Raw genomic sequence first — 23,589 nt, forward strand, 5'->3', positions numbered from 1 at the left:
CTTCCAAAGGCCTTAAGGCACTATACCAGAGAATAAAATTAATCTGTTTGCACAGCTTTGTGAATGATTGTTTACGCGAGGTTTGTGCTCCACAGCCCGAAAAGAGCACAACGATAATTGGGTTATCCCGCTAATGATGTTACTATTCTGTTGCTTTTATGTATAAGAACAGGTAAGCCTTGCCATGTCACATTCCTACGATTACGACGCAATAGTTATTGGTTCCGGCCCCGGCGGCGAAGGCGCTGCTATGGGTCTGGTTAAACAGGGAGCCAGAGTAGCGGTCATTGAGCGCTACCATAATGTTGGCGGCGGTTGTACCCACTGGGGCACCATCCCTTCAAAAGCCCTCCGCCACGCCGTTAGCCGCATTATCGAATTTAACCAAAACCCTCTTTACAGCGACCACTCCCGTCTTCTTCGTTCCTCTTTTGCCGACATCCTCAACCATGCTGATACCGTGATTAATCAGCAGACGCGGATGCGCCAGGGGTTTTACGAACGCAACCACTGCGAAATCCTGCAGGGTGACGCGCACTTTGTTGACGAGCATACCCTGGCGCTGAAATGTCACGACGGTTCCGTCGAGACCATTACCGCCGAGAAATTCGTCATCGCCTGCGGTTCACGCCCCTATCATCCGGACGATGTCGATTTTTCACATCCGCGCGTTTATGACAGCGACTCTATTTTGAGCCTGCATCATGAGCCACGCCATGTGCTGATTTACGGCGCAGGGGTCATTGGCTGCGAATACGCCTCCATTTTCCGTGGAATGGAAGTCAAAGTTGATTTGATTAACACCCGCGACCGCCTGCTGGCGTTTCTCGATCAAGAGATGTCCGATTCGCTCTCGTACCACTTCTGGAACAGCGGTGTGGTGATTCGCCACAACGAAGAGTACGAAAGAATCGAGCCCTGCGACGACGGCGTGATTATGCATCTGAAGTCTGGCAAAAAGCTGAAAGCCGATTGCCTGCTGTACGCGAATGGCCGTACCGGTAACACCGATTCGCTGGCGCTGGAAAACATTGGCCTTGCCACCGACAGTCGCGGCCAGTTGAAGGTCAACAGCATGTACCAGACGGCGCTGCCGCATATCTACGCGGTAGGCGATGTGATTGGGTATCCGAGTCTGGCATCCGCCGCTTACGATCAGGGGCGCATCGCGGCTCAGGCGTTGGTGAAAGGTGAAGCCACCGCCCATCTGATTGAAGATATTCCAACCGGCATTTACACCATTCCGGAAATCAGCTCTGTGGGTAAAACCGAACAGCAGCTGACATCGATGAAAGTGCCGTACGAGGTCGGTCGCGCGCAGTTTAAACATCTGGCGCGGGCGCAAATCGTGGGAATGAGCGTGGGGACGCTGAAGATTTTGTTCCATCGCGAGACGAAAGAGATCCTCGGCATTCACTGCTTCGGTGAACGTGCGGCGGAAATCATTCACATCGGTCAGGCAATCATGGAGCAAAAAGGTGGCGGTAACACGATCGAGTACTTCGTTAACACCACCTTTAACTACCCGACGATGGCAGAAGCCTATCGGGTAGCGGCGCTAAATGGCTTAAACCGCCTGTTTTAACGCGTCGTCAAAATGGCCATCCATCGAACTGCGGATGGCCTCTGCTAGCTGCTCATAGCGGCTGCGCAGGGGCGATCCCGGACGATAAACCAGGCCAACCGTACGACGTGGTTCTGGCTTAATGCATGGCAGATAAACCACACCATCACGTCGACGCTCGCGCGGTACGGCCAGCGCAGGCAGCAGCGTAATACCACTTCCCGCCGCCACCATATTACGCAGCGTTTCCAGACTGGTTGCGCGGAAATGGGTATCTTCCTCAGCACCCGCCTCAAAGCAGAACCCCATCGCCTGATCGCGCAGGCAGTGACCGTCTTCCAGCATCAACAGCTTTTCACCCGCCAGATCGCCCATCGGTACGCGATCGCGATTGGCCCACGGGTGATCTTCGTAGATCGCCAGCATCATCGGCTCATCAAACAGCGGCACCTCAATAAACGCCTCGCTCTCTTTAACCAGCGCCAGGATCGCGCAGTCGAGCTTGCCGCTGTCGAGCTGGGCCAGCAATTGATGTGTCTGCGCTTCGTGCAGATACATTTCGAGTTTCGGGAAGGTCTGATGCAGCATCGGAATGATGAGCGGCAGGAGATACGGGCCAACGGTCGGGATCAGGCCAATATGAAGCGGACCGGACATCGCCTCGCCCTGCTGGCTCGCCATTTCCTTGAGCACTTTGACCTCGCGCAATACGGTGCGCGCCTGATCCACCAGCAACAAACCGGCCTGAGTGAACAGCACTTTACGGCTGGTGCGCTCCAGCAGCATTACGCCCAGCTCATCTTCCAGCTTGCGGATCTGACCGCTCAGCGTGGGCTGACTCACGTGGCAGGAATCTGCCGCGCGGCGAAAATGTCGGTGCTCAGCGAGTGCAACCAGGTATTCAAGATCACGAATATTCATTATTCATCCTCTATCGCCATGATAGTTCATGGCGATAGATAGCATAGCAACGAACGATTATCCCTATCAAGCACTCTGTTGAATAATACACCACATAGACGAGGCGGCACGTGTTTGACCCTTGACGTCCCCGCCGAGCCACACGAGTTTATCCCTGACTCGAACAACTAAAGCCAACGTGAACTTTTGCGGACCCCGTGGTCCGCTTTTTTTTTGCGTAAAAAAGCCCGGCTTTTAACCAGGCTGCCTATTCTTCCCGCACCTGGCTCTCTCCCAAAGAGAGGAGACAGCTCGCGCCTTTCACCATGGAAGAGGCTCGGGTTGAGACAAGGTAAAAGCAAAATGGCAACCGACGTTGCCATTTTTAGTGTTTACTCCCCCTCCATTGGGAGAGGGCCGGGATTGAGACAAGGTAAAAGCAAAATGGCAACCGACGTTGCCATTTTTGGTGTTTACTCCCTCTCCTGTGGGAGAGGGCCGGGGTGAGGGCATCAGCCCGCACAAATCCTAAACAAGGCGCGCTTTCGCATCCGCAATCGCCTGTGCGACCTGCTTCGGTGACACGCCACCTTTCGCCGCGCGCTTATCCAGACAGGATTGCAGCGAAAGAATCGGGTACACGTCATCGCCTATCACGGCACTGAATTTCTGCAAATCGGCCAGCGTCAGATCTTCCAGCGGTTTGCCCTGACGAATCGCCTCTACCACGGCTTCGCCCACAATATGGTGCGCCTCGCGGAACGGTACGCCCTTGGCGACAAGATAATCCGCCAGCTCGGTGGAGTTCGCATAGCCCTGTTGTGCCGCTTCCTGGCAACGCGGACGTTTCACCTGAATGCCGTCCAGCACCAGCGCGCCCATATGCAGGCAATCCAGCCAGGTGTCGAGCGCATCGAACAGCCCTTCTTTATCTTCCTGCATATCTTTGTTGTAGGCCAACGGCAGACCTTTCAGGGTCATCATCATGCCCGTCAGCGCGCCCTGCACACGGCCACACTTACCGCGGATCAGCTCCAGCGCGTCCGGGTTTTTCTTCTGCGGCATCAATGAAGAGCCAGAGGTGACACGATCGGACAGCTCCACAAAACCGGCTTCACCGGAGTTGAAGAAAATCAGATCTTCGGCAAAGCGCGACAAATGCACCATGCCGATAGAGGCGTTCGACAGCAATTCCAGGACGTGGTCACGATCCGACACGCTGTCCAGACTGTTGCGGGTCGCAGAGGCAAAACCTAACCAGCCCGCCAACTGTTCGCGATCGATTTCATAGGCGGTACCGGCCAGCGCACCGCTGCCCAGCGGGCTAACGTCCAGACGCTTCAGCGTATCCTGCAAACGGCTTTCGTCACGCGCCAGCATCTCGACATACGCCAGAGACCAGTGAGCAAACGTAACCGGCTGCGCGCGCTGCAGGTGGGTGTAACCCGGCATCACTGCATCCTGATTGTTTTGCGCAGTTTCAACCAGCGCATTCTGCAGCTGACGGTTCGCCGACAGCAGTTCCACGATAGTGTCTTTACACCACAGCTTCAGGTCTGTCGCCACCTGGTCGTTACGACTACGCCCGGTGTGCAGTTTTTTACCCAGCTGACCCACTTTGTCGATCAGCTTGCCTTCCACCCAGCTGTGAATATCTTCCGCGTCGCTTTCGAGGATTTGCTGCGGATTCAGGCGCACTTCTTCCAGCAGGTTGTTCAGCGCCTCTTCGAGCTGTAATTGCTCATCAGCGCTTAATACACCAACGGTGACCAGCGCTTTGGACCAGGCCACAGAGCCGACGATATCTTGTTCGGCCAGGCGGTAGTCGAAGCGCAAAGAGTCGTTGAACTGTTTGAACCGTTGATCCGCTGCCTGTGTAAAACGCCCACCCCAAAGTGCCATAACATGCTTCCTTAAATTCGTTTAGAGATACCCTCTGATGAGGGGAAAAATGCTTACGCCAGAATACGTGTGCCAATCGGCGTGCCGTTAAACAGCGCCGGGAGTTGTTCCGCGTGACGCCATGAGGCAATGTCCACCGGACGACCCAGGGTGCGCGCAGCGTCCAGCGCCGCGTTCACTTTTACAATCATGCCATCCGTAATGATGCCCTGAGAAATCAGCTGCTCCGCTTTTGCCGCCGTCATCTCGGCGATACGCTGGCCTTTACCGTCCAGAATGCCGCTCACGTCGGAAAGCAGAATCAGGTCAGCGCCCAGCGTGGCGGCCAGCGCCGTTGCGGCCTGATCGGCGTTCACGTTCATCAGTTGCCCTTCTTCGGTTACCCCGATAGAGCTCACCACTGGCAAGAAACCGCCTTCCAGCAGCGTATTAATCAGCTTAGGCGAACCCGGCTGCGCCAGTCCAACGTGGCCCAACTCTTCGTCGAGCTGCGTCACTTTTACGCTGTCGCCATCGCCGAGGTACAGGCCGACCGACGCGATATGATGTTTCTTCGCCCATGACAGCAGCGTTTTGTTCGCCGTTCCCGCCAGCGCACCGGTGATGATGTCAATCTGATCGGCAGGCGTCACGCGCAGACCGTTCTTCTTTTTCACCGGCAAGTTGAGGCCTTTCATCAGCTCATCCACCACGCAGCCGCCGCCGTGAACAATCACCAGCGGACGTTGATGGGATTCGCGATAATCAACCAGCGCGCTAAACAGACGCTCCAGCGCTTCTTCGCTGTCCAGCAATACGCCACCGAGTTTGATAATTAATGGATTCATCATCACACCTTAAATAAGAGACTGGGTTTCAGCGTAGCCAAAACGAATATTTGCGCACTGCACAGCCTGAGCGGCAGCGCCTTTAAGAAGGTTATCTTCCGCCGCAACCACAATCAGATGCTCGCCCTGAACGGCAAAGCCGATGTCACAGAACGGCAGACCGACTACATTTTTCAGCGCTGGCAGCACGTTGTCATACAGGCGGACCAGCGGTTTATTGGCATAGGCCTGCGTAAAGACTTCAGAAATCTGGTCTTTGGTCACGCCCGGCTTCAGACGGCAGGTAATGGTTTCCAGAATCCCGCGCGGGAAATTGCCCAGATGCGGTGTGAAAATCACCTCTGCACTCAGATGCGTGGTGATCTCCGGATGATGACGGTGGTTGAACACGCCATACGGTTGCAGACTCACTTCGCAGAAACTATTGGCAATCGCCGCCTTGCGCCCGGCACCGCTCACGCCGCTGGTGGCGTTGATCACCGGCCACTGATTGAGATCCAGCAGGTCAGCGTCGATCAGCGGTTTAAGCGAAAGCTGCGCCGCCGTCGGATAACAACCCGGAACAGCGATCAGATTGGCTTCTTTTATCTTGTCGTCATTCCACTCCGCCAGGCCGTAGACCGCCTGCTCAAGCAGATCGGTATGCTGGTGAGTGAAACCGTAATATTTTTCGTAGAACGCACTGTCGTTTACGCGGAACGCGCCGGAGAGGTCAAACACCACACAACCCGCCGCCAAAAACTGCGGGGCCAGATCGTGGCTGACTTCGTGCGCCGTGGCCAGAAACACCACGTCTACGCCACCAACAAACTCACTGATATCGGACATCGGCTGCAACGGGAGATCGACGATTCCCTTAAGTTGCGGATGCAAATCGGAAATTAACTTTCCCGCATCATTGCTTTGCGCTGAGACAGTCAAAGCGGTTATGGTCATATGAGGATGGCGATTCACGTAGCTTACAAGCTCTGCGCCCGCATAACCGCTAGCGCCCACAATCAGCGTATTCAACATCGGGTTCCTTTACGATCAACGTTAGTGTATTTTTATTCACATTTAGTGCATGAATATTGATACTATCACGACCTAAGGTATGTCAACAATGAAAATGAATTTACCACCCTTTATCGAGATTTACCGCGCCCTGATTGCCACGCCGTCCATCAGTGCGACCGAAGAAGCGCTCGACCAGAGCAATGAGTCTTTAATCAATATGCTGGCTGGATGGTTTAGCGATCTCGGCTTTAAGGTGGAAGTTCAACCCGTTCCAGGAACCCGTCAAAAATTTAACCTGCTGGCCAGTGCCGGACAGGGTGCAGGCGGCCTTTTACTGGCTGGCCATACGGACACCGTGCCCTTCGATGATGGGCGCTGGACGCGCGATCCTTTCACGCTCACCGAGCATGACGGCAAGCTTTACGGTCTGGGTACCGCCGACATGAAAGGCTTTTTTGCCTTTATTCTCGATGCGCTGCGTGACGTTGATGTGAAGACGCTTAAAAAACCGCTATACATTCTGGCGACCGCCGACGAAGAAACCAGCATGGCGGGCGCGCGCTATTTCTCGGAAAACACCGCCATTCGCCCGGACTGCGCGATCATTGGCGAACCGACGTCACTGCAACCGATTCGGGCGCATAAAGGCCATATCTCTACGGCGGTGCGCGTGTTGGGCCAGTCAGGCCACTCCAGCGATCCGGCACGCGGCGTCAATGCCATTGAGCTGATGCACGACGCCATTGGCCGCATCATGGTGCTGCGCGACGCCCTGAAAGAACGCTTCCACCACGACTCCTTCACCGTACCATATCCCACGCTCAATCTCGGTAGCCTGCACGGCGGCGATGCCTCTAACCGCATCTGCGCCTGCTGCGAACTGCATATGGATATTCGCCCGCTGCCAGGCATGACGCTCGACGATCTCAATGGCTTACTGAGCGAAGCGCTGGCCCCGGTAAGTGAACGCTGGCCTGGCCGTCTGACCATTTTCGATCTGCATCCGCCAATTCCAGGTTACGAATGCCCGCCGGATCATCAATTGGTGCAAGTGGTTGAGAAACTGCTCGGCGAAAAAACGGACGTGGTGAACTACTGCACCGAAGCACCGTTTATCCAGACGCTGTGCCCGACGCTGGTGCTGGGTCCGGGCTCCATCAATCAGGCCCACCAGCCGGATGAATACCTGGAAACGCGCTTTATTAAGCCCACTCGCGAGTTAATTACGCAGGTTGTGCATCACTTCTGCTGGCATTAACAACACGCTTTCCAAGGGGGCGAGAGCGTAAAAAAACAGCGCCGAGCTATCCCCTCTCCCGGTGGGAGAGGGTCAGGTGAGGACAACATAACGCATGATCCCCATCACATTCCCATAAGCATCTCTTATCTGACGCGAAGCGAATTAAATTTCGTAAATTGCCTGCATTTATTCGTTTGCTGAACCGTTTTCGCAGCAATTGACGACAGGGGTTTTACGTGGCTTTATAAAGGACAACTGAAAAATTATGTCCGAGAGATTTCAAGCTGCGGCAAGGCGGCAACGAGCGCATCTTCGGAAACTTACATAAGTAAGTGACCTGAGTGGGTGAGAGCAGCCAACACGGCTGTGGTTTGAAAGATGCAGGGCATTTACAAAAATGATGGGGTGTCTGGGTTTATATGAACGAACAATATTCCGCGTTGCGTAGTAATGTCAGTATGCTCGGCAAAGTGCTGGGAGATACCATCAAGGATGCGCTAGGAGAGACTATTCTCGACCGCGTCGAAACAATCCGTAAGCTGTCCAAATCCTCCCGTGCAGGAAATGAAGCTAATCGTCAGGAGCTGCTCACCACGCTGCAAAACCTGTCAAATGATGAGCTTCTGCCCGTGGCGCGTGCGTTCAGCCAGTTCCTGAATCTGGCTAACACCGCCGAGCAATACCACAGCATTTCGCCAAAAGGCGAAGGTGCCAGCAACCCGGAAGTGATTGCCCGTACGCTCAGAAAACTCAAAGACCAGCCTGAACTGAACGAAGAGACCATCAAAAAAGCGGTTGAATCCCTCTCGCTGGAGCTGGTGCTGACTGCACACCCGACCGAAATCACCCGCCGTACGCTGATTCACAAAATGGGCGAAGTGAATAGCTGTCTCAAGCAGTTAGACAACAAAGACATCGTCGATTACGAACGTAACCAGCTGATGCGCCGCCTGCGCCAGCTGATCGCCCAGTCCTGGCACACCGATGAAATTCGCAAATATCGCCCAAGCCCGGTTGATGAAGCCAAATGGGGTTTTGCGGTTGTCGAAAACAGCCTGTGGGAAGGCGTGCCGAACTACCTGCGCGAATTAAACGAACAGCTGGAAGAGAACCTTGGCTATCGCCTGCCGGTGGATTTTGTTCCGGTGCGTTTCACCTCCTGGATGGGTGGCGACCGCGACGGTAACCCCAATGTCACCGCCGAAATCACCCGCCATGTGCTGTTGCTCAGCCGCTGGAAAGCCACCGACCTGTTCCTGAAAGATATTCAGATCCTGATTTCTGAGCTGTCGATGGTTGAAGCCACGCCAGAACTGCTCGAACAAGTCGGCGAAGCCGGTGCAACCGAACCGTACCGCTTCTTGTTAAAAGGCCTGCGCGGCCAGCTGATGGCGACCCAAGCCTGGCTGGAAGCACGTTTGAAAGGCCAGCGCCTGCCAAAACCCGCAGGGCTGCTGAGTCAAAACGAACAGCTCTGGGACCCGCTGTACGCCTGTTATAAATCACTGCAAGCGTGCGGCATGGGCATCATCGCCAACGGTGAACTGCTCGACACCCTGCGCCGCGTGAAGTGTTTTGGCGTGCCTTTAGTGCGCATTGACGTGCGTCAGGAAAGCACCCGCCATACCGAAGCGCTGGGCGAGTTGACCCGTTATCTTGGCATTGGCGATTACGAAAGCTGGTCAGAAGCCGACAAACAGGCGTTCCTGATCCGCGAATTGAATTCCAAACGTCCACTTCTGCCACGCAGCTGGGAACCAAGCGAAGAAACCAGCGAAGTCCTCAACACCTGTAAAGCGATCGTCGATGCGCCAAAAGGATCGGTCGCGGCCTATGTGATCTCCATGGCCAAAACGCCGTCTGACGTGCTGGCCGTTCATTTGCTGTTGAAAGAAGCCGGTATCAGCTTTGCGCTGCCTGTCGCACCGCTGTTTGAAACCCTCGACGACCTGAATAATGCCAACGACGTGATGACCCAGTTGCTGAACATCGACTGGTATCGCGGCTTTATCCAGGGCAAACAGATGGTGATGATTGGCTATTCCGACTCCGCAAAAGACGCGGGCGTGATGGCGGCATCCTGGGCGCAGTACCAGGCACAAGATGCGCTGATCAAAACCTGCGAAAAAGCCGGGATCGAATTAACGCTGTTCCACGGACGCGGCGGTTCTATCGGTCGCGGCGGTGCACCAGCTCATGCTGCACTGCTCTCTCAGCCCCCGGGCAGCCTGAAAGGCGGTTTGCGCGTCACCGAGCAGGGCGAGATGATTCGCTTTAAATACGGTCTGCCAGAAGTGACGATCAGCAGCCTGTCGCTCTACACCAGCGCGATTCTTGAAGCCAACCTGCTGCCGCCGCCTGAGCCGAAAGACGCATGGCGTCACATCATGGATGAGCTGTCGGATATCTCCTGCGACTTGTACCGTGGCTACGTGCGCGAAAACAAAGACTTCGTACCTTATTTCCGCTCGGCCACGCCAGAGCAGGAACTGGGCAAACTGCCGCTGGGTTCTCGTCCGGCAAAACGCCGTCCGACCGGCGGTGTGGAATCCCTGCGCGCGATTCCGTGGATCTTCGCCTGGACGCAAAACCGCCTGATGCTACCCGCCTGGCTGGGTGCCGGTGCAGCGCTGCAAAAAGTGGTGGAAGACGGTAAGCAGACTGAGCTTGAGACGATGTGCCGCGACTGGCCGTTCTTCTCCACGCGCCTGGGTATGCTGGAAATGGTGTTCTCCAAAGTCGACCTGTGGCTGGCGGAATACTACGATCAGCGTCTGGTGAAACCCGAACTGTGGGCGTTAGGTAAAGAGCTGCGCGATCTGCTCGAAAGCGACATCAAAATTGTTCTGGATATCGCTAACGACTCCCATCTGATGGCTGATTTGCCGTGGATTGCCGAATCCATCCAGTTGCGAAATATCTACACCGACCCGCTAAACGTTCTGCAGGCTGAGCTGCTGCATCGCTCGCGCAAGGCCGAAGAAGAAGGCAAAGAGGCGGACCCACGCGTCGAACAGGCGCTGATGGTGACGATTGCGGGCGTTGCGGCAGGCATGCGTAACACCGGCTAACGGTTTTCCGAATCAAAAGGTCACACAGGGTGTGGCCTTTTTTTTGCCCAAAAATCCCCCACCTTAGATTTAGCGCAACAAATGCCAGCTACTGTGGCGGTAAAGTCACAATAGTGACGTTCGAGCACGACGGGAAAAACGCGTTTAGTAACCTCAACCTCTATGGGAGAAATGTTATGGACCGTATCATTCAATCACCGGGCAAATACATTCAGGGTGCAGATGCCCTCACTCGACTCGGCGACTATCTCAAACCGCTGGCAAAACGCTGGCTGGTTGTCGGGGATAAGTTTGTTTTAGGCTTTGCGGAAGAAACCTTGCGCCAAAGTTTCAAACAGGCAGAACTGCACGTCGAAATCGCGCCATTTGGCGGCGAATGTTCACAAAATGAGATCGACCGTCTGCGCAAGCTGGCCAAAGGCGCTGACTGTCAGGCCGTGCTAGGTATTGGCGGCGGTAAAACGCTCGATACCGCTAAAGCATTAGCGCATTTTATGGATGTACCGGTGGCCATCGCGCCAACCATTGCCTCTACGGATGCACCGTGTAGCGCCCTTTCAGTCATCTACACCGACAGCGGCGAGTTCGATCATTACCTTATGCTCCCGCACAATCCCAATATGGTTATCGTCGATACCAAAATCGTGGCGGGTGCGCCTGCGCGTCTTCTGGCCGCAGGGATTGGCGATGCGCTGGCGACCTGGTTTGAGGCGCGCGCCTGCTCACGCAGCGGTGCCACCACCATGGCCGGAGGAAAATGCACGCAGGCAGCTCTCGCGCTGGCGGAGCTTTGCTATAACACGCTGATTGAAGAGGGAGAAAAGGCGATGCTGGCAGCGGAACAGCATGTCGTCACGCCGGCCCTTGAGCGCGTCGTCGAAGCCAATACCTACCTCAGCGGCGTGGGCTTTGAGAGTGGTGGACTGGCCGCAGCCCACGCGATACACAATGGGCTGACGGCGATTCCGGATGCGCACCATTACTATCACGGTGAAAAAGTCGCGTTCGGCACGCTCACCCAGCTGGTGCTGGAAAACGCGCCGGTAGAAGAGATCGAAACGGTTGCCGCACTGTGTCACAGCGTTGGGCTGCCCATCACCCTGGCACAGCTGGGTATCAAAGAAGATGTTCCTGCCAAGATGCGTCTGGTGGCAAAAACTGCCTGCGCGGAAGGCGAAACCATTCACAATATGCCGGGCGGCGTGACGCCAGATGAGGTATATGCAGCGCTGCTGGTCGCCGATCAGTATGGTCAGCGTTGCCTGCATGAGTGGGAATAACGTCTGACATAAAAAATCCCCGCCGAGGCGGGGATTTTTATTTATGACTGATGTCTGATTACTTCACATCAAAACGATCCAGATTCATCACTTTGGTCCATGCCGCGACAAAATCTTTGACGAACTTCTCGCTAGCATCCTGACTGGCATAAACCTCCGCCAGCGCACGCAGAACCGCATTTGAACCAAACACCAGATCGGCACGCGTTGCGGTGTATTTCACCTCACCACTCGCACGGTCGCTGCCCGCAAACAGTTCATTGGATTCGTCTGTGGCTTTCCACTGGGTGCCCATATCCAACAGATTCACAAAGAAATCGGTGGTCAGCACACCCACGCGATCGGTGAACACGCCGTTCTGGCTGCCATCAAAGTTGGCTCCCAGCGCGCGCATTCCCCCGACCAGCGCGGTCAGTTCTGGCGCGGTAAGCGTCAGCTGCTGCGCTTTATCAATCAGCAGCGATTCCGTTGTGGAGACATCAACCTGTGCGCGATAGTTGCGGAAACCATCTGCAACTGGCTCAAGGAGATTAAACATCTCGATATCAGTCTGATCCTGACGCGCATCCACGCGGCCCGGCGTAAACGGCACGGTGATGTAAACCCCCGCCGCTTTTGCCGCCTGCTCAACGCCGACGACGCCCGCCAGCACGATGATATCGGCGAGCGATGCTTTGTTGGTTGTACGTTGAATCGCTTCCAGCGTTGGTAAGACGCGTACCGCGGCGGCATTAACATCCCAGTCGCGCTGCGGAGCCAGAGCCAGTCGCGCGCCGTTGGCACCACCGCGTTTGTCACCGCCACGGAAGGTGGACGCAGACGCCCAGGCAACCGACACCAGCTCGCTAACGGAAAGCCCGGACGCCACAATTTCCGCTTTCAGACTCGCAATATCTTCTTGAGACGGATTGAACACCGCCTGCGGCAGCGGGTCCTGCCAAATCAGATCTTCTTTCGGCACTTCAGGACCGATGTAACGTGCTTTTGGCCCCATATCTCGGTGCGTCAGTTTGTACCAGGCCCGCGCGAATGCTTCGTTAAACGCCTGCGGATCGTTCAGGAAGCGACGAGAAATTTTCTCGAACTCTGGGTCGAAACGCAGCGTCAGGTCGGTCACCAGCATGGTCGGTTTGCGTTTTTTCGACGGGTCGAACGGATCGGGAATAATTTCCGGCGCGTCAACGGCTTCAAACTGGATAGCGCCTGCCGGGCTGCGGGTCTGTACCCACTCGTATTTGAACAGGTTTTCGAAGAAGTAATTACTCCACTGGGTTGGCGTCTGTGACCAGACGACTTCCAGACCGGAGGTGATTGCATCTGCACCCACGCCCGTTCCGTGGGTGCTGGTCCAGCCTAAGCCCTGAGATTCAATCAACGCCCCTTCCGGATCGACACCCACATGCGTGGCCGCCGCTGCACCGTGCGTTTTGCCGAGCGTATGTCCGCCCGCAATCAGCGCGACGGTCTCTTCATCGTTCATGCCCATGTTGCCGAACGTCGCGCGAATCGCTGCGGCGGCCGACAGCGGCTCACCGCTGGCGTTTGGCCCTTCCGGATTGACGTAAATCAGCCCCATTTCGGTAGCGGCCAACGGACGCTTCGCCAGTGATTCAGGATCGCGATGGGTCAGCCAGGCTTTTTCATCACCCCAGTTAACGTCCATATCTGGCTCCCAGACATCTTCGCGCCCGGCACCAAAGCCAAACGTACGGAAGCCTGAATTTTCCAGCGCCACGTTCCCCGCCAGGATATACAGATCGGCCCAGGAGATTTTCTGCCCGTATTTTTGTTTAACAGGCCACAGCAGACGACGCGCTTTGTCGAGGCTCACGTTATCTGGCCATGCATTCAGAGGAGCAAAACGCTGCTGACCGCGACCGGCACCGCCACGACCATCCACGGAACGGTAAGTCCCTGCGCCGTGCCATGCCATACGGATAAACAGGCCCACATAGCTGCCCCAGTCGGCAGGCCACCAGGATTGAGAATCGGTCAGGAGAGCTTTGATATCGCCTTTCAGAGCGGAATAATCGAGTTTGCTGAATTCTTTGCGGTAGTCGAAGTCTTCACCCAAAGGGTTCGAACGGTTGGAATGTTGGTTTAAGAGTTCTACGCGCAGCTGCTTGGGCCACCAGTCGCGACTGTCTGTCCCCGCGCCTGCGCTCTGGTCAGACCCTCCATGGTGAAAAGGACACTTGCCGCTGGATGACGAATTATTGGTCTCTTCTGACATGCTCATCTTTATACTCCCTTGATCGTATTTCCCTTAAGATATACACCGAAGCCAGATAGGTATAATTGAGATAACCCACAGATTCGATAGTTATTACCGTTTAAATTACCCTGGAAAATGTAAGCTTTTTTAGTGAATCGGTAAAAATGCCGTCAGGCCGGAGAAGGGCGGAAGGTCAGATAAGCAAAAACCCTCCGAAGAGGGTCATGAGATTACAGTCCAGGGCGAACGCCGAGGGTGTGGCAGATGGCGTAACTCATCTCGGCGCGGTTTAGCGTGTAGAAGTGGAAATCCTTCACCCCTTCACGGCTCAAAATTTTCACCATGTCCATCGCGATATTCGCGCCCACCAGCTTGCGGGTTTCGGCGTCGTCATCCAGACCTTCGTACATTTTCTGCATCCACAGTGGAATGCGCACGTTGGTCATGTCCGCAAATTTCTTCGCCTGCCTGAAGTTCGAGACCGGCAGGATGCCCGGGATAATTTCCAGGTCGATTCCAGCGTTAACACAGCGGTCACGAAAACGCAGATAGCTTTCGACGTCGAAGAAAAACTGGGTAATCGCGCGGTTGGCACCGGCATCGACTTTCCGTTTCAGGTTGAGCAGATCGGCCTGGGCGCTTTTCGCTTCCGGATGCACTTCCGGATACGCGGCGACGGAGATATCAAAATCGCCCACGTCCTTGAGTAACGCGACCAGATCGGTGGCGTACATTTCCGGTTTGCCGCTCCCCGGCGGCAAATCACCGCGCAGGGCGACGATGTGGCGAATCCCGCTGTTCCAGTAATCCTGGGCGATAGCGCGCAGTTCGTCGCGAGTCGCATCCACACAGGTCAAATGCGGCGCGGCTTCAAGCCCGGTACGGTCCTTAATGCCCTTGATAATGCTGTGCGTACGGTCGCGCTCGCCAGAGTTTGCCCCGTAGGTGACGGAGACAAATTTCGGCTTCAGGCTGCTCAGGCGATCGATAGAGCTCCATAGGGTTTGCTCCATTTCACTGGTGCGCGGCGGAAAGAATTCAAAAGAGACGTTAATCTGGCCCTGCACTTCAGCCAGGCTCTGATTCAGGGCTTCCCGCTGGTTGGCGTGAAAAAAGCTCATACCTTACCTCATCAATCGCGTGATAATTATTGCTCGTTATAAACATCTATCCATTTAGACGTCTGGATGTAAAAATGACGGAAAACGCGAATGCCGTCAACTGAAATAATCAGTCATAACGGTGAGGAATGTTCAGGCAAGATGAAAGATGTTCATGATGGCGGGGAAAGAGTGCGGTTTGATGCCCTCACCCCAGCCCTCTCCCACAGGGAGAGGGGGGAAGACAACCCTTTCGCCGCATTGCGATGAGGGAGGAAAAAATCCTTTCGCCGTATTGTGATGAGGCAGAAAACAATCCTTTCGCCACATTGTAATGAGGGAGAAAACAGTCCGTTCGCCGCGTAAGGAACAGGGAGAAAACAGTTCCTCTTATTTGCGGAGACTGGGAGAAGACCGCCCCGAACGATTCCCTCTCCCGTGGGAGAGGGTTAGGGTGAGGGCATCAAACGATGCAGAGCAAAAACTACAGCAGTTGCGCCAGACGGTTAATATCCGACTGAATGGCACCGGCAGTCACATCACGCCCCGCGCCTGGCCCACGAATCACCAGCGGATTATCGCGATACCAGCGGCTTTCGATGGCAAAGACGTTATCGCACGGCAGCAGCGCCGCCAGCGGATGCTCCGGACGCACCGCTTCCACACCCACACGGGCTTTACCGTTGGCATCAAAACGCGCCACGTAGCGCAGCACTAGCCCCATCTCTTGCGCGGCCTCCAGACGTTGCACCATCTGGTCGTTCAGCTCATCACCATTTTCAAAGAAGTGATCGACTGACCCCTCTTCGCAGCCCGCAGGAACTAACGATTCCACACGCACCTGGCCCGGCTCGATATCGTAACCCGCCTCACGCGCCAGAATCACCAGCTTGCGCATCACGTCTTTCCCGGCCAGATCCACACGCGGATCGGGCTCGGTCAGCCCCTGCTGCCACGCCTGATCGACCAGGTCGGTGAACGGCACCGTGCCGTCGAACTGCAGGAACAGCCACGAAAGTGTCCCGGAGAAAATCCCGCTGATCGCTAAAATGCTGTCGCCACTGTCAATCAGATCCCGCACCGTATGGTTAACCGGTAAGCCAGCGCCTACGGTGGCGTTGTACAACCAGTGACGCCCGGTTTTTTCAAACGCATCGTGAATCTGACGGTATTTATCGGTGCTGCTCGCGCCCGCCAGTTTATTCGCGCTGATGACATGGAAACCATGGCTGGCGAAATCCAGATACTGGTCGGCAAGCTGTTCGCTGGCCGTAACATCCAGCACCACTAAATCGTCGTACGGGTGCGCACGCATCCACAGGAACAGCGACTCTTCATCCTGCTCGACGGCTTCGTCATTGAAGAATGCGAGCGCGCGGCTGGCGTCCAGCCCTTCGTAATTGAGCAGGCTACGGCGACTGTCCACAACGCCTGCCAGTACAAATTCAAATCCGGTACGCGCCGACAGCGTCGTTTGCTCGCGAGCGAACAGCTCCAGCCAGCGGGAACCGATATTACCTTTACCAAACAGCACCAGACCGATACGTTTTTCCGCGCGGAACAGCGTGGTGTGCAGGCCTTGAATCAGACTCTCGGTTGGCCCCTTACGCAGCACGGCAACCAGGCTGATGCCCTCCTCCGACTGCCAGGTAAATTCGACCGGCTGACCTTTCAACTGTTGCCAGAAACGGTGGCAATGCAGCGGGTTACGCGAGACACCCGCGCCGACCATCGCCACCAGCGCCAGGCCTTGACGCAGACGGAGTTCGCCCGGCAAACCAGCTTCATCCAGCATTTTGAGCGCGCTGTCGGCCACTTCCGCGGTATAGCAGAATTGCAGTAAATGACGATCGCTGTGCACGCCAACCGCCAGCGGACGCACCTGCGCACGCTTGAGAATTAAATCGATATCTTTATGCGCCAGCTTGACGTCCTGGCCCGCCGGCACCTGGAACTCAATCAGGCAAATATCATCGTGACTGGTGACAATACGTGCGCCCGTACCCGACGCCAGAACGCGTTCGATGCGCGTGGAACCCTGATCCGGCGTGTAGCTGCAGCGCAGTTGCAAATCAATATCGCTTCCGGAAACCGGCTGCAGCGTACGCGCATGCAGAACCGGAGCCGCGAGACGTGCCAGCTCGCTGGCTTCGTCCAGACGCAGCAGCGGCAGCAGACAGGCATCTTTGACTTTGCGGGGATCGGCACTGTAGACGCCGGCCACATCGCTCCAGATGGTGACGCGAGACGCTCCCGCCAGTGCACCGATTTGCGTGGCGGAATAGTCAGAGCCGTTACGGCCCAACAGCACGGTTTCACCCGCGTTGCTGCGGCTGATAAAGCCGGTGACAACGATACGTTTACCCGGATGCTGCACCAAAAGCTGTTGCAGCAGCGGATAAGATAACCCTTCGTCGACCTGCGGCTGCGCAGCACGTTCGGCGCGCAGGAAATCGCGTGCGTCCAGCCAGGCGGCCTCGAGACCTTGCTGTTCCAGCACTGCGGCCATCAGGCGCGCAGACCAGACTTCACCGTGGCCGACCACTTCAGCGTAAACCGCATCGTTAATGCCGCTGTCCAGCAGCGCCGCAAGGCGCTCAAGATCGTGAACAAAAGCGCTGATCAGCCCGTCAGCCGCTTGCGCGGGCAGCAGGCCGGAAATCAAATCGCTCTGATAACGGCGTAACGTTTGTTGAACCTGATGCGCAGAAAGACGATCGGTCTGGCTCAGTTTGAGCCAGCTAATCAACTGGTTGGTAGTGCTGCCCGCCGCCGAGACAACCATCATGTCGCCCGGCATCGAATACTCCGCCATGATCCCTGCAACACGCAGGTAACATTTCACATCAGCAAGACTACTACCACCAAACTTATGCAGTTGACGACCCTTCGCCCCTGCCTGCGCTATCACACTCATGATTACCCCTTGGCTGCGACCTGGAAGGCATTTTCCAGATCGGCAATTAAATCTTCACAGTCTTCAATACCGGTTGAGATGCGCAGCAGCGTCTCAGAAATTCCGGCTGCGGCACGCGCTTCTGGCGCCATGCCTGCGTGTGTCATTGTTGCGGCGTGGGAGATCAAGCTTTCAACGCCCCCTAAGGATTCCGCCAGCGTAAACAGTGACAACGCACTCAGGAAGCGACGCAGCGTTTGCTCATCGCCATCCAGTTCAAAACTTAACATCGCGCCAAAGCCTTTCTGCTGGCGCACGGCAATCTCGTGGCCCTGGTTTTCCGGCAGCGACGGGTGATACAACTTTTTCACCAGCGGCTGGTTTTTCAGGAAATCGACAATCGCCTGGGCATTGCGTTGTGCCACTTCCATACGTGGCGACAGCGTGCGGATACCGCGCAATAGCAAATAGCTGTCGAACGCACCCGCAGTCACGCCAATGTTATTGGCCCACCATGCCAGTTCGGTGACAATCTCCGGATCTTTTGCAATCACCACGCCAGCGACCACGTCAGAGTGACCGTTCAAATATTTAGTGCATGAATGCAATACCAGGTCCGCACCCAAGGAAAGTGGGTTCTGAAGCGCCGGACTGAGGAACGTATTATCCACTACACTTATCGCTCCCGCATCCCTTGCGAGCTGACAAATTTTCGCGATATCGACAACACGCAATAACGGGTTGCTTGGGCTTTCCACCAAAACGAGCTTAGGTTTTTCGGCAAGTGCTTGTTTTAGCACCTGTTCGTCATTTTGATCGACAAAGAGCACGCGATAACAGCCGCGTTTTGCCAGGCTATCAAAAAGTCGGTAGCTGCCACCGTAACAGTCGTGCGGGGCCAGCAGTAAATCGCCAGGTTTCAGGAATACCGTGGTCACCAGATGAATGGCCGACATACCGGTATTGGTCAGGACCGCGCCTGCGCCGCCTTCGAGTTCCGCCAGCGCGCGCTGGGTTACGTCACGCGTCGGGTTGCCACGACGTGAATAGTCATGCGCACGAGGTTCATTAAATCCGGTGAAATTATAGGTACTGGAAAGATGAATCGGCGGGACAACGCAGCCGTACTGCTCGTCATCATTCAATCCGCTACGCACTGCAATCGTGGCCTGTTTACGCGTCATGGTGAAGGCTTCCTGGCTAATGAGGTGAAAAGTCAGGCACCAGAGTAAACACTGAACTTATGGACGTCAATACATCTGGACATCTAAACTTCTTTGCGTATAGATTGAGCAATGCGAGAATAGCCGTTAAAATGACATGCTTTAGTGCACGGCTCGGGCGCAATATCCGTGTCACGGTATCGTCCTTACGGTAAACTACGCGAGATTACGGTATAAAGCCCCATATAATCTATGGCTTTATGCCCTTATAAATGACAGAGAGGATTAAAGGTATCTCATGGCTGAATGGAGCGGCGAATATATCAGCCCATACGCTGAGCACGGTAAGAAGAGTGAGCAAGTAAAAAAAATTACGGTTTCCATTCCTCTGAAGGTGTTAAAGATCCTCACCGATGAACGCACGCGTCGTCAGGTGAACAACCTGCGTCACGCGACAAACAGCGAACTGCTCTGCGAAGCATTTTTGCATGCGTTTACTGGCCAACCCCTGCCGAATGATGAAGACCTGCGCAAAGAGCGTAGCGATGAAATTCCGGAAGCGGCGAAAGTGATTATGCGTGAACTGGGTATCGACCCGGATACGTGGGAATACTGATTTGCAGATACAAAAAAAGCGCCTTTCGGCGCTTTTTTTTCGGGTAGCTTATTTAGCGCCCGGGATGCTGAAACGCTTGTTGAAGCGGTCAACACGGCCACCGGTTGCAACATCACGCTGCTTACCAGTGTAGAACGGGTGGCATTGACCGCACACGTCCAGGTTCAGATCGTGACCCACTGTAGAGCGGATTTTGATCGCGTTACCGCAAGAGCAGTTTGCAGTAATAAAATCGTATTTCGGGTGAATATCTTTTTTCATGGGGAGAACCTCAGTTAAGGCCGCGTCGCTCTTCCAGCCCTAACGCCAGACACCACGCGATGTTGATAGTAAATTCTTTGGCGTAAAGTTACACCAAAGGCGGCGAATCATACAGAATCCATTCGATGGATGCAAACTGATCAGCACGTCTATAGCATCTAATGTGTATACTAACGCGCCACTTTTCAAGTCAGGAAGATTCGATGCCCGTTGCTCACGTTGCCCTGCCCGTTCCGCTTCCCCGCACCTTTGACTATTTGCTGCCCGACAGCATGAGCGCCAAAGCGGGCTGTCGCGTAACCGTGCCGTTTGGCAAGCAGCAGCGCGTCGGCGTAGTGGTGTCGGTAAGCAACCAAAGCGAGCTGCCGATCAATGAATTAAAAGCGGTGGTCGATGTGCTCGACGTTGAGCCGGTTTACTCCGCAAGCGTCTGGCGACTGCTGCTGTGGGCGGCGGATTATTATCACCACCCGATTGGCGATGTGCTGTTTCACGCGTTGCCGATTTTGCTGCGTCAGGGTAAAAGCGCCAGCCATGCCCCGACGTGGTACTGGTTTGCGACGGAAGAGGGCCAAGTCGTCGATATCAACAGCCTGAAACGATCGCCGAAACAGCAGCAGGCGCTGGCCGCGCTGCGCCAGGGCAAAATCTGGCGTCATCAGGTTGAAGAGCTGGAATTTAACGACGCAGCGCTGCAGGCGTTGCGCAAAAAAGGGCTGAGCGAGCTTGCCAGCGAATCTCCTGCGCTGGTGGACTGGCGCGACGGTTTTAGCGTGGCGGGCGAGCGACTGCGTCTCAACACGGAACAAGCGACCGCCGTTGGCGCGATTCACAGCGCGTCTGACCGTTTTTCCGCCTGGTTGTTAGCGGGCGTGACCGGTTCCGGTAAGACCGAAGTTTATCTGAGCGTACTCGAAAACGCGCTCACACAGGGTAAACAAGCGCTGGTGATGGTGCCTGAGATCGGCCTGACGCCGCAGACTATCGCCCGTTTTCGCGAACGTTTTAACGCCCCGGTAGAAGTACTCCATTCCGGTTTAAACGATACCGAACGCCTGAACGTCTGGCTGAAAGCCAAAAATGGCGAGGCGGCGATTGTGATTGGTACCCGCTCGTCGCTGTTTACGCCATTTAAAAATCTGGGCGTCATCGTGATCGACGAAGAACACGACAGTTCCTATAAACAGCAGGAAGGCTGGCGCTATCACGCCCGCGACCTGGCCGTTTACCGTGCGCACAGCGAACAAATCCCGATTATTCTGGGCTCGGCAACGCCCGCCCTGGAAACGCTGCACAACGTCCGCCAGCGGAAATACCACATGCTGCGCCTGACCCGCCGCGCGGGTAATGCGCGCCCGGCCATTCAGCATGTGCTGGATCTGAAAGGTCAGCAGGTACAGGCCGGATTAGCGCCCGCGTTAATCACTCGCATGCGCCAGCATTTGCAGGCTGATAATCAGGTGATTCTGTTCCTGAACCGCCGTGGATTCGCTCCGACGCTGCTGTGCCACGACTGCGGCTGGATAGCAGAGTGCCCGCGCTGCGATCATTACTACACGCTGCACCAGGCCCAGCATCATTTACGCTGCCACCATTGCGACAGCCAGCGCCCGGTGCCGCGCCAGTGCCCGTCGTGCGGCTCTACGCATATGGTTCCGGTCGGTCTTGGCACCGAGCAGCTCGAACAGGCGCTGGCACCGTTTTTCCCCGGCGTACCGCTTTCGCGTATTGACCGCGACACCACCAGCCGTAAAGGGGCTCTGGAGCAACAGCTGGCTGAGGTTCATCGCGGCGGCGCGCGCATTCTGATTGGTACGCAGATGCTGGCGAAAGGGCACCACTTCCCGGACGTCACCCTGGTGGCGCTGCTGGACGTCGATGGCGCGCTGTTTTCTGCCGATTTCCGTTCCGCTGAACGTTTCGCCCAGCTTTACACGCAAGTAGCCGGGCGTGCCGGTCGCGCGGGTAAGCAGGGTGAAGTGGTATTGCAAACGCATCACCCTGAACACCCACTGCTGCAAACGTTGCTCCATAAAGGCTATGACGCGTTTGCCGAGCAGGCGCTGGCCGAGCGCCAGACCATGCAACTTCCGCCGTGGACCAGCCACGTGATTATTCGCGCGGAAGATCATAACAATCAGCAGGCACCGCTGTTTTTGCAGCAATTACGCAATCTGTTGCAGGCCAGTCCTCTGGTAGATAATCAGCTGTGGATTTTAGGCCCCGTTCCGGCGCTGGCGCCTAAACGCGGTGGTCGATATCGCTGGCAAATTTTGCTTCAGCACCCTTCTCGCGTGCGTTTACAACATGTAATTAGTGGCACGTTGGCGCTCATCAACACGTTGCCAGAAGCGCGAAAAGTGAAGTGGGTTCTGGATGTCGACCCTATCGAAGGGTAGAAACGATGCGAGAGGGATCGAAAAATCAAACGCCCCTCACACTTTTTATGAAAATTCTGTAACCGCTTCCATTCACTATCTGTAAAAATGAATCAGTCAGTAGTTGGTGGTCCTGCGAGGAGAAGACGTTGAAGTCCAGGAAAGAGGTTGCCCCGGCGACCATGAAAGACGTTGCCCAGAAAGCCAAAGTGTCCACGGCAACGGTGTCCCGCGCGTTAATGAACCCGGATAAAGTCTCTCAGACGACGCGTAATCGCGTCGAGCAGGCGGCGCTGGAAGTGGGCTATTTACCTCAGGCGATGGGCCGTAACCTCAAGCGTAACGAATCGCGGACCATCCTGGTAATTGTGCCGGACATTTGCGATCCCTTCTTCAGCGAAATCATTCGCGGCATCGAAGTGACGGCCGCCGCACAGGGTTATCTGGTGCTGATCGGCGATTGCGCGCATCAGAATCAGCAAGAAAAAACCTTTATCGACCTCATCATCACCAAGCAGATCGACGGTATGCTGCTGCTCGGGTCGCGTTTGCCGTTTGATGCCAGCATTGAAGAGCAACGCAACCTGCCGCCTATGGTGATGGCGAATGAATTTGCACCTGAGCTTAAACTGCCGACGGTCCATATTGATAATCTGACCGCCGCGTTTAACGCCGTGAACTATCTTCAGGATTTGGGGCATAAGCGCATTGGCTGTATCGCCGGGCCAGAAGAGATGCCGCTGTGCCATTATCGCCTGCAGGGCTACGTTCAGGCATTGCGCCGCGCAGGCGTGACGGTCGATCCGCATTACATCGCGCGCGGTGATTTCACGCTTGAAGCCGGAGGCCTGGCGCTCGAGCAATTACTGGCGCAGCCTGTGCCGCCAACGGCCGTTTTCTGCCACAGCGACGTGATGGCGATGGGCGCGTTGTCGTATGCCAAACGTCGGGGCCTGCGCGTGCCGCAAGATTTGTCGATTATCGGGTTCGATAATATTTCCCTTTCCGAGTTTTGCGATCCTCCCCTCTCGACCGTCGCGCAACCGCGCTATGATATTGGACGCGAGGCCATGCTGTTGCTGCTTGATCAACTGCATGGGCAAACCGTCAGCAGCGGCTCGCGGTTACTGGATTGCGAACTTATTATTCGGGGCTCTACACAGGCGCTTACTTAAAGTAA

General features: G+C 55.6%; 16 protein-coding genes. 7 read left to right on the forward strand and 9 right to left on the reverse strand.

The features are described from left to right. Positions 1–184: 184 nt before the first annotated feature. Positions 185–1,585, forward strand: a complete 1,401-nt coding sequence (gene sthA / locus I6L74_RS07895) for a Si-specific NAD(P)(+) transhydrogenase (protein WP_059180611.1) — start codon at positions 185–187, stop codon at positions 1,583–1,585. Here sthA and oxyR read toward each other — a convergent pair. From oxyR to argC, 4 genes are all read right to left on the reverse strand, one after another. Next, the gene (oxyR, locus tag I6L74_RS07900) at positions 1,568–2,485 is read right to left on the reverse strand and encodes a DNA-binding transcriptional regulator OxyR (protein ID WP_015960984.1); all 918 of its coding nucleotides are present in this window, start codon (positions 2,483–2,485) and stop codon (positions 1,568–1,570) included. The genes sthA and oxyR overlap by 18 nt on opposite strands. Before the next feature lie 507 nt (positions 2,486–2,992). Then, a complete protein-coding gene (gene argH, locus I6L74_RS07905) occupies positions 2,993–4,366 on the reverse strand; it encodes an argininosuccinate lyase (RefSeq protein ID WP_059180610.1) in 1,374 nt (457 codons plus the stop codon). Between the two features lie 53 nt (positions 4,367–4,419). Next, entirely contained in the window at positions 4,420–5,196 is a 777-nt protein-coding gene (argB, locus tag I6L74_RS07910) for an acetylglutamate kinase (RefSeq protein WP_096759554.1), read from the reverse strand. A gap of 6 nt (positions 5,197–5,202) precedes the next feature. After that, a complete protein-coding gene (argC, locus tag I6L74_RS07915) occupies positions 5,203–6,207 on the reverse strand; it encodes an N-acetyl-gamma-glutamyl-phosphate reductase (protein WP_059180609.1) in 1,005 nt (334 codons plus the stop codon). A gap of 88 nt (positions 6,208–6,295) precedes the next feature. Between argC and argE the strand changes: the two genes are divergently transcribed. From argE to gldA, 3 genes are all read left to right on the forward strand, one after another. Then, entirely contained in the window at positions 6,296–7,447 is a 1,152-nt protein-coding gene (gene argE, locus I6L74_RS07920; RefSeq protein ID WP_059180608.1) for an acetylornithine deacetylase, read from the forward strand. Positions 7,448–7,848: 401 nt separating this feature from the next. Continuing rightward, entirely contained in the window at positions 7,849–10,500 is a 2,652-nt protein-coding gene (gene ppc / locus I6L74_RS07925) for a phosphoenolpyruvate carboxylase (RefSeq protein ID WP_059180607.1), read from the forward strand. Positions 10,501–10,676: 176 nt separating this feature from the next. Then, positions 10,677–11,780: a bifunctional L-1,2-propanediol dehydrogenase/glycerol dehydrogenase gene (gene gldA, locus I6L74_RS07930; protein ID WP_059180606.1), complete on the forward strand. Its 1,104-nt coding sequence runs from the start codon at positions 10,677–10,679 to the stop codon at positions 11,778–11,780. Between the two features lie 58 nt (positions 11,781–11,838). Here the strand turns inward: gldA and katG are convergent, their stop codons facing one another. The 4 genes from katG to metB all read right to left on the reverse strand — a co-directional run bounded on the left by katG (position 11,839) and on the right by metB (position 19,175). After that, positions 11,839–14,019: a catalase/peroxidase HPI gene (gene katG / locus I6L74_RS07935; protein WP_059180605.1), complete on the reverse strand. Its 2,181-nt coding sequence runs from the start codon at positions 14,017–14,019 to the stop codon at positions 11,839–11,841. Between the two features lie 206 nt (positions 14,020–14,225). Further along, positions 14,226–15,116, reverse strand: coding sequence for a methylenetetrahydrofolate reductase (metF, locus tag I6L74_RS07940; protein ID WP_059180604.1), 891 nt, complete (start codon positions 15,114–15,116; stop codon positions 14,226–14,228). Between the two features lie 463 nt (positions 15,117–15,579). Continuing rightward, positions 15,580–18,012 (reverse strand): bifunctional aspartate kinase/homoserine dehydrogenase II, encoded by a 2,433-nt coding sequence (locus I6L74_RS07945; protein WP_059180603.1) that lies wholly within the window; start codon positions 18,010–18,012, stop codon positions 15,580–15,582. A 2-nt stretch (positions 18,013–18,014) separates the two neighbouring features. Beyond that, positions 18,015–19,175, reverse strand: coding sequence for a cystathionine gamma-synthase (gene metB, locus I6L74_RS07950; RefSeq protein WP_059180602.1), 1,161 nt, complete (start codon positions 19,173–19,175; stop codon positions 18,015–18,017). A gap of 277 nt (positions 19,176–19,452) precedes the next feature. Between metB and metJ the strand changes: the two genes are divergently transcribed. After that, on the forward strand, positions 19,453–19,770 hold the full coding sequence (metJ, locus tag I6L74_RS07955) for a met regulon transcriptional regulator MetJ (protein ID WP_015960995.1): 318 nt from the start codon (positions 19,453–19,455) through the stop codon (positions 19,768–19,770). Between the two features lie 48 nt (positions 19,771–19,818). On the opposite strand, the gene rpmE is transcribed toward metJ, so the two are convergent. Further along, positions 19,819–20,031, reverse strand: coding sequence for a 50S ribosomal protein L31 (gene rpmE / locus I6L74_RS07960; protein WP_015960996.1), 213 nt, complete (start codon positions 20,029–20,031; stop codon positions 19,819–19,821). Between the two features lie 203 nt (positions 20,032–20,234). Here rpmE and priA point away from each other — a divergent pair, with 203 nt between their 5' ends. After that, entirely contained in the window at positions 20,235–22,430 is a 2,196-nt protein-coding gene (gene priA, locus I6L74_RS07965) for a primosomal protein N' (RefSeq protein WP_059180601.1), read from the forward strand. A gap of 128 nt (positions 22,431–22,558) precedes the next feature. Next, complete coding sequence (gene cytR / locus I6L74_RS07970) at positions 22,559–23,584, forward strand: DNA-binding transcriptional regulator CytR (RefSeq protein WP_059180600.1); 1,026 nt, start codon at positions 22,559–22,561, stop codon at positions 23,582–23,584. Positions 23,585–23,589 lie beyond the last annotated feature (5 nt).

This window comes from Lelliottia amnigena, from assembly GCF_019047465.1.
Classification (GTDB): domain Bacteria; phylum Pseudomonadota; class Gammaproteobacteria; order Enterobacterales; family Enterobacteriaceae; genus Enterobacter; species Enterobacter amnigenus.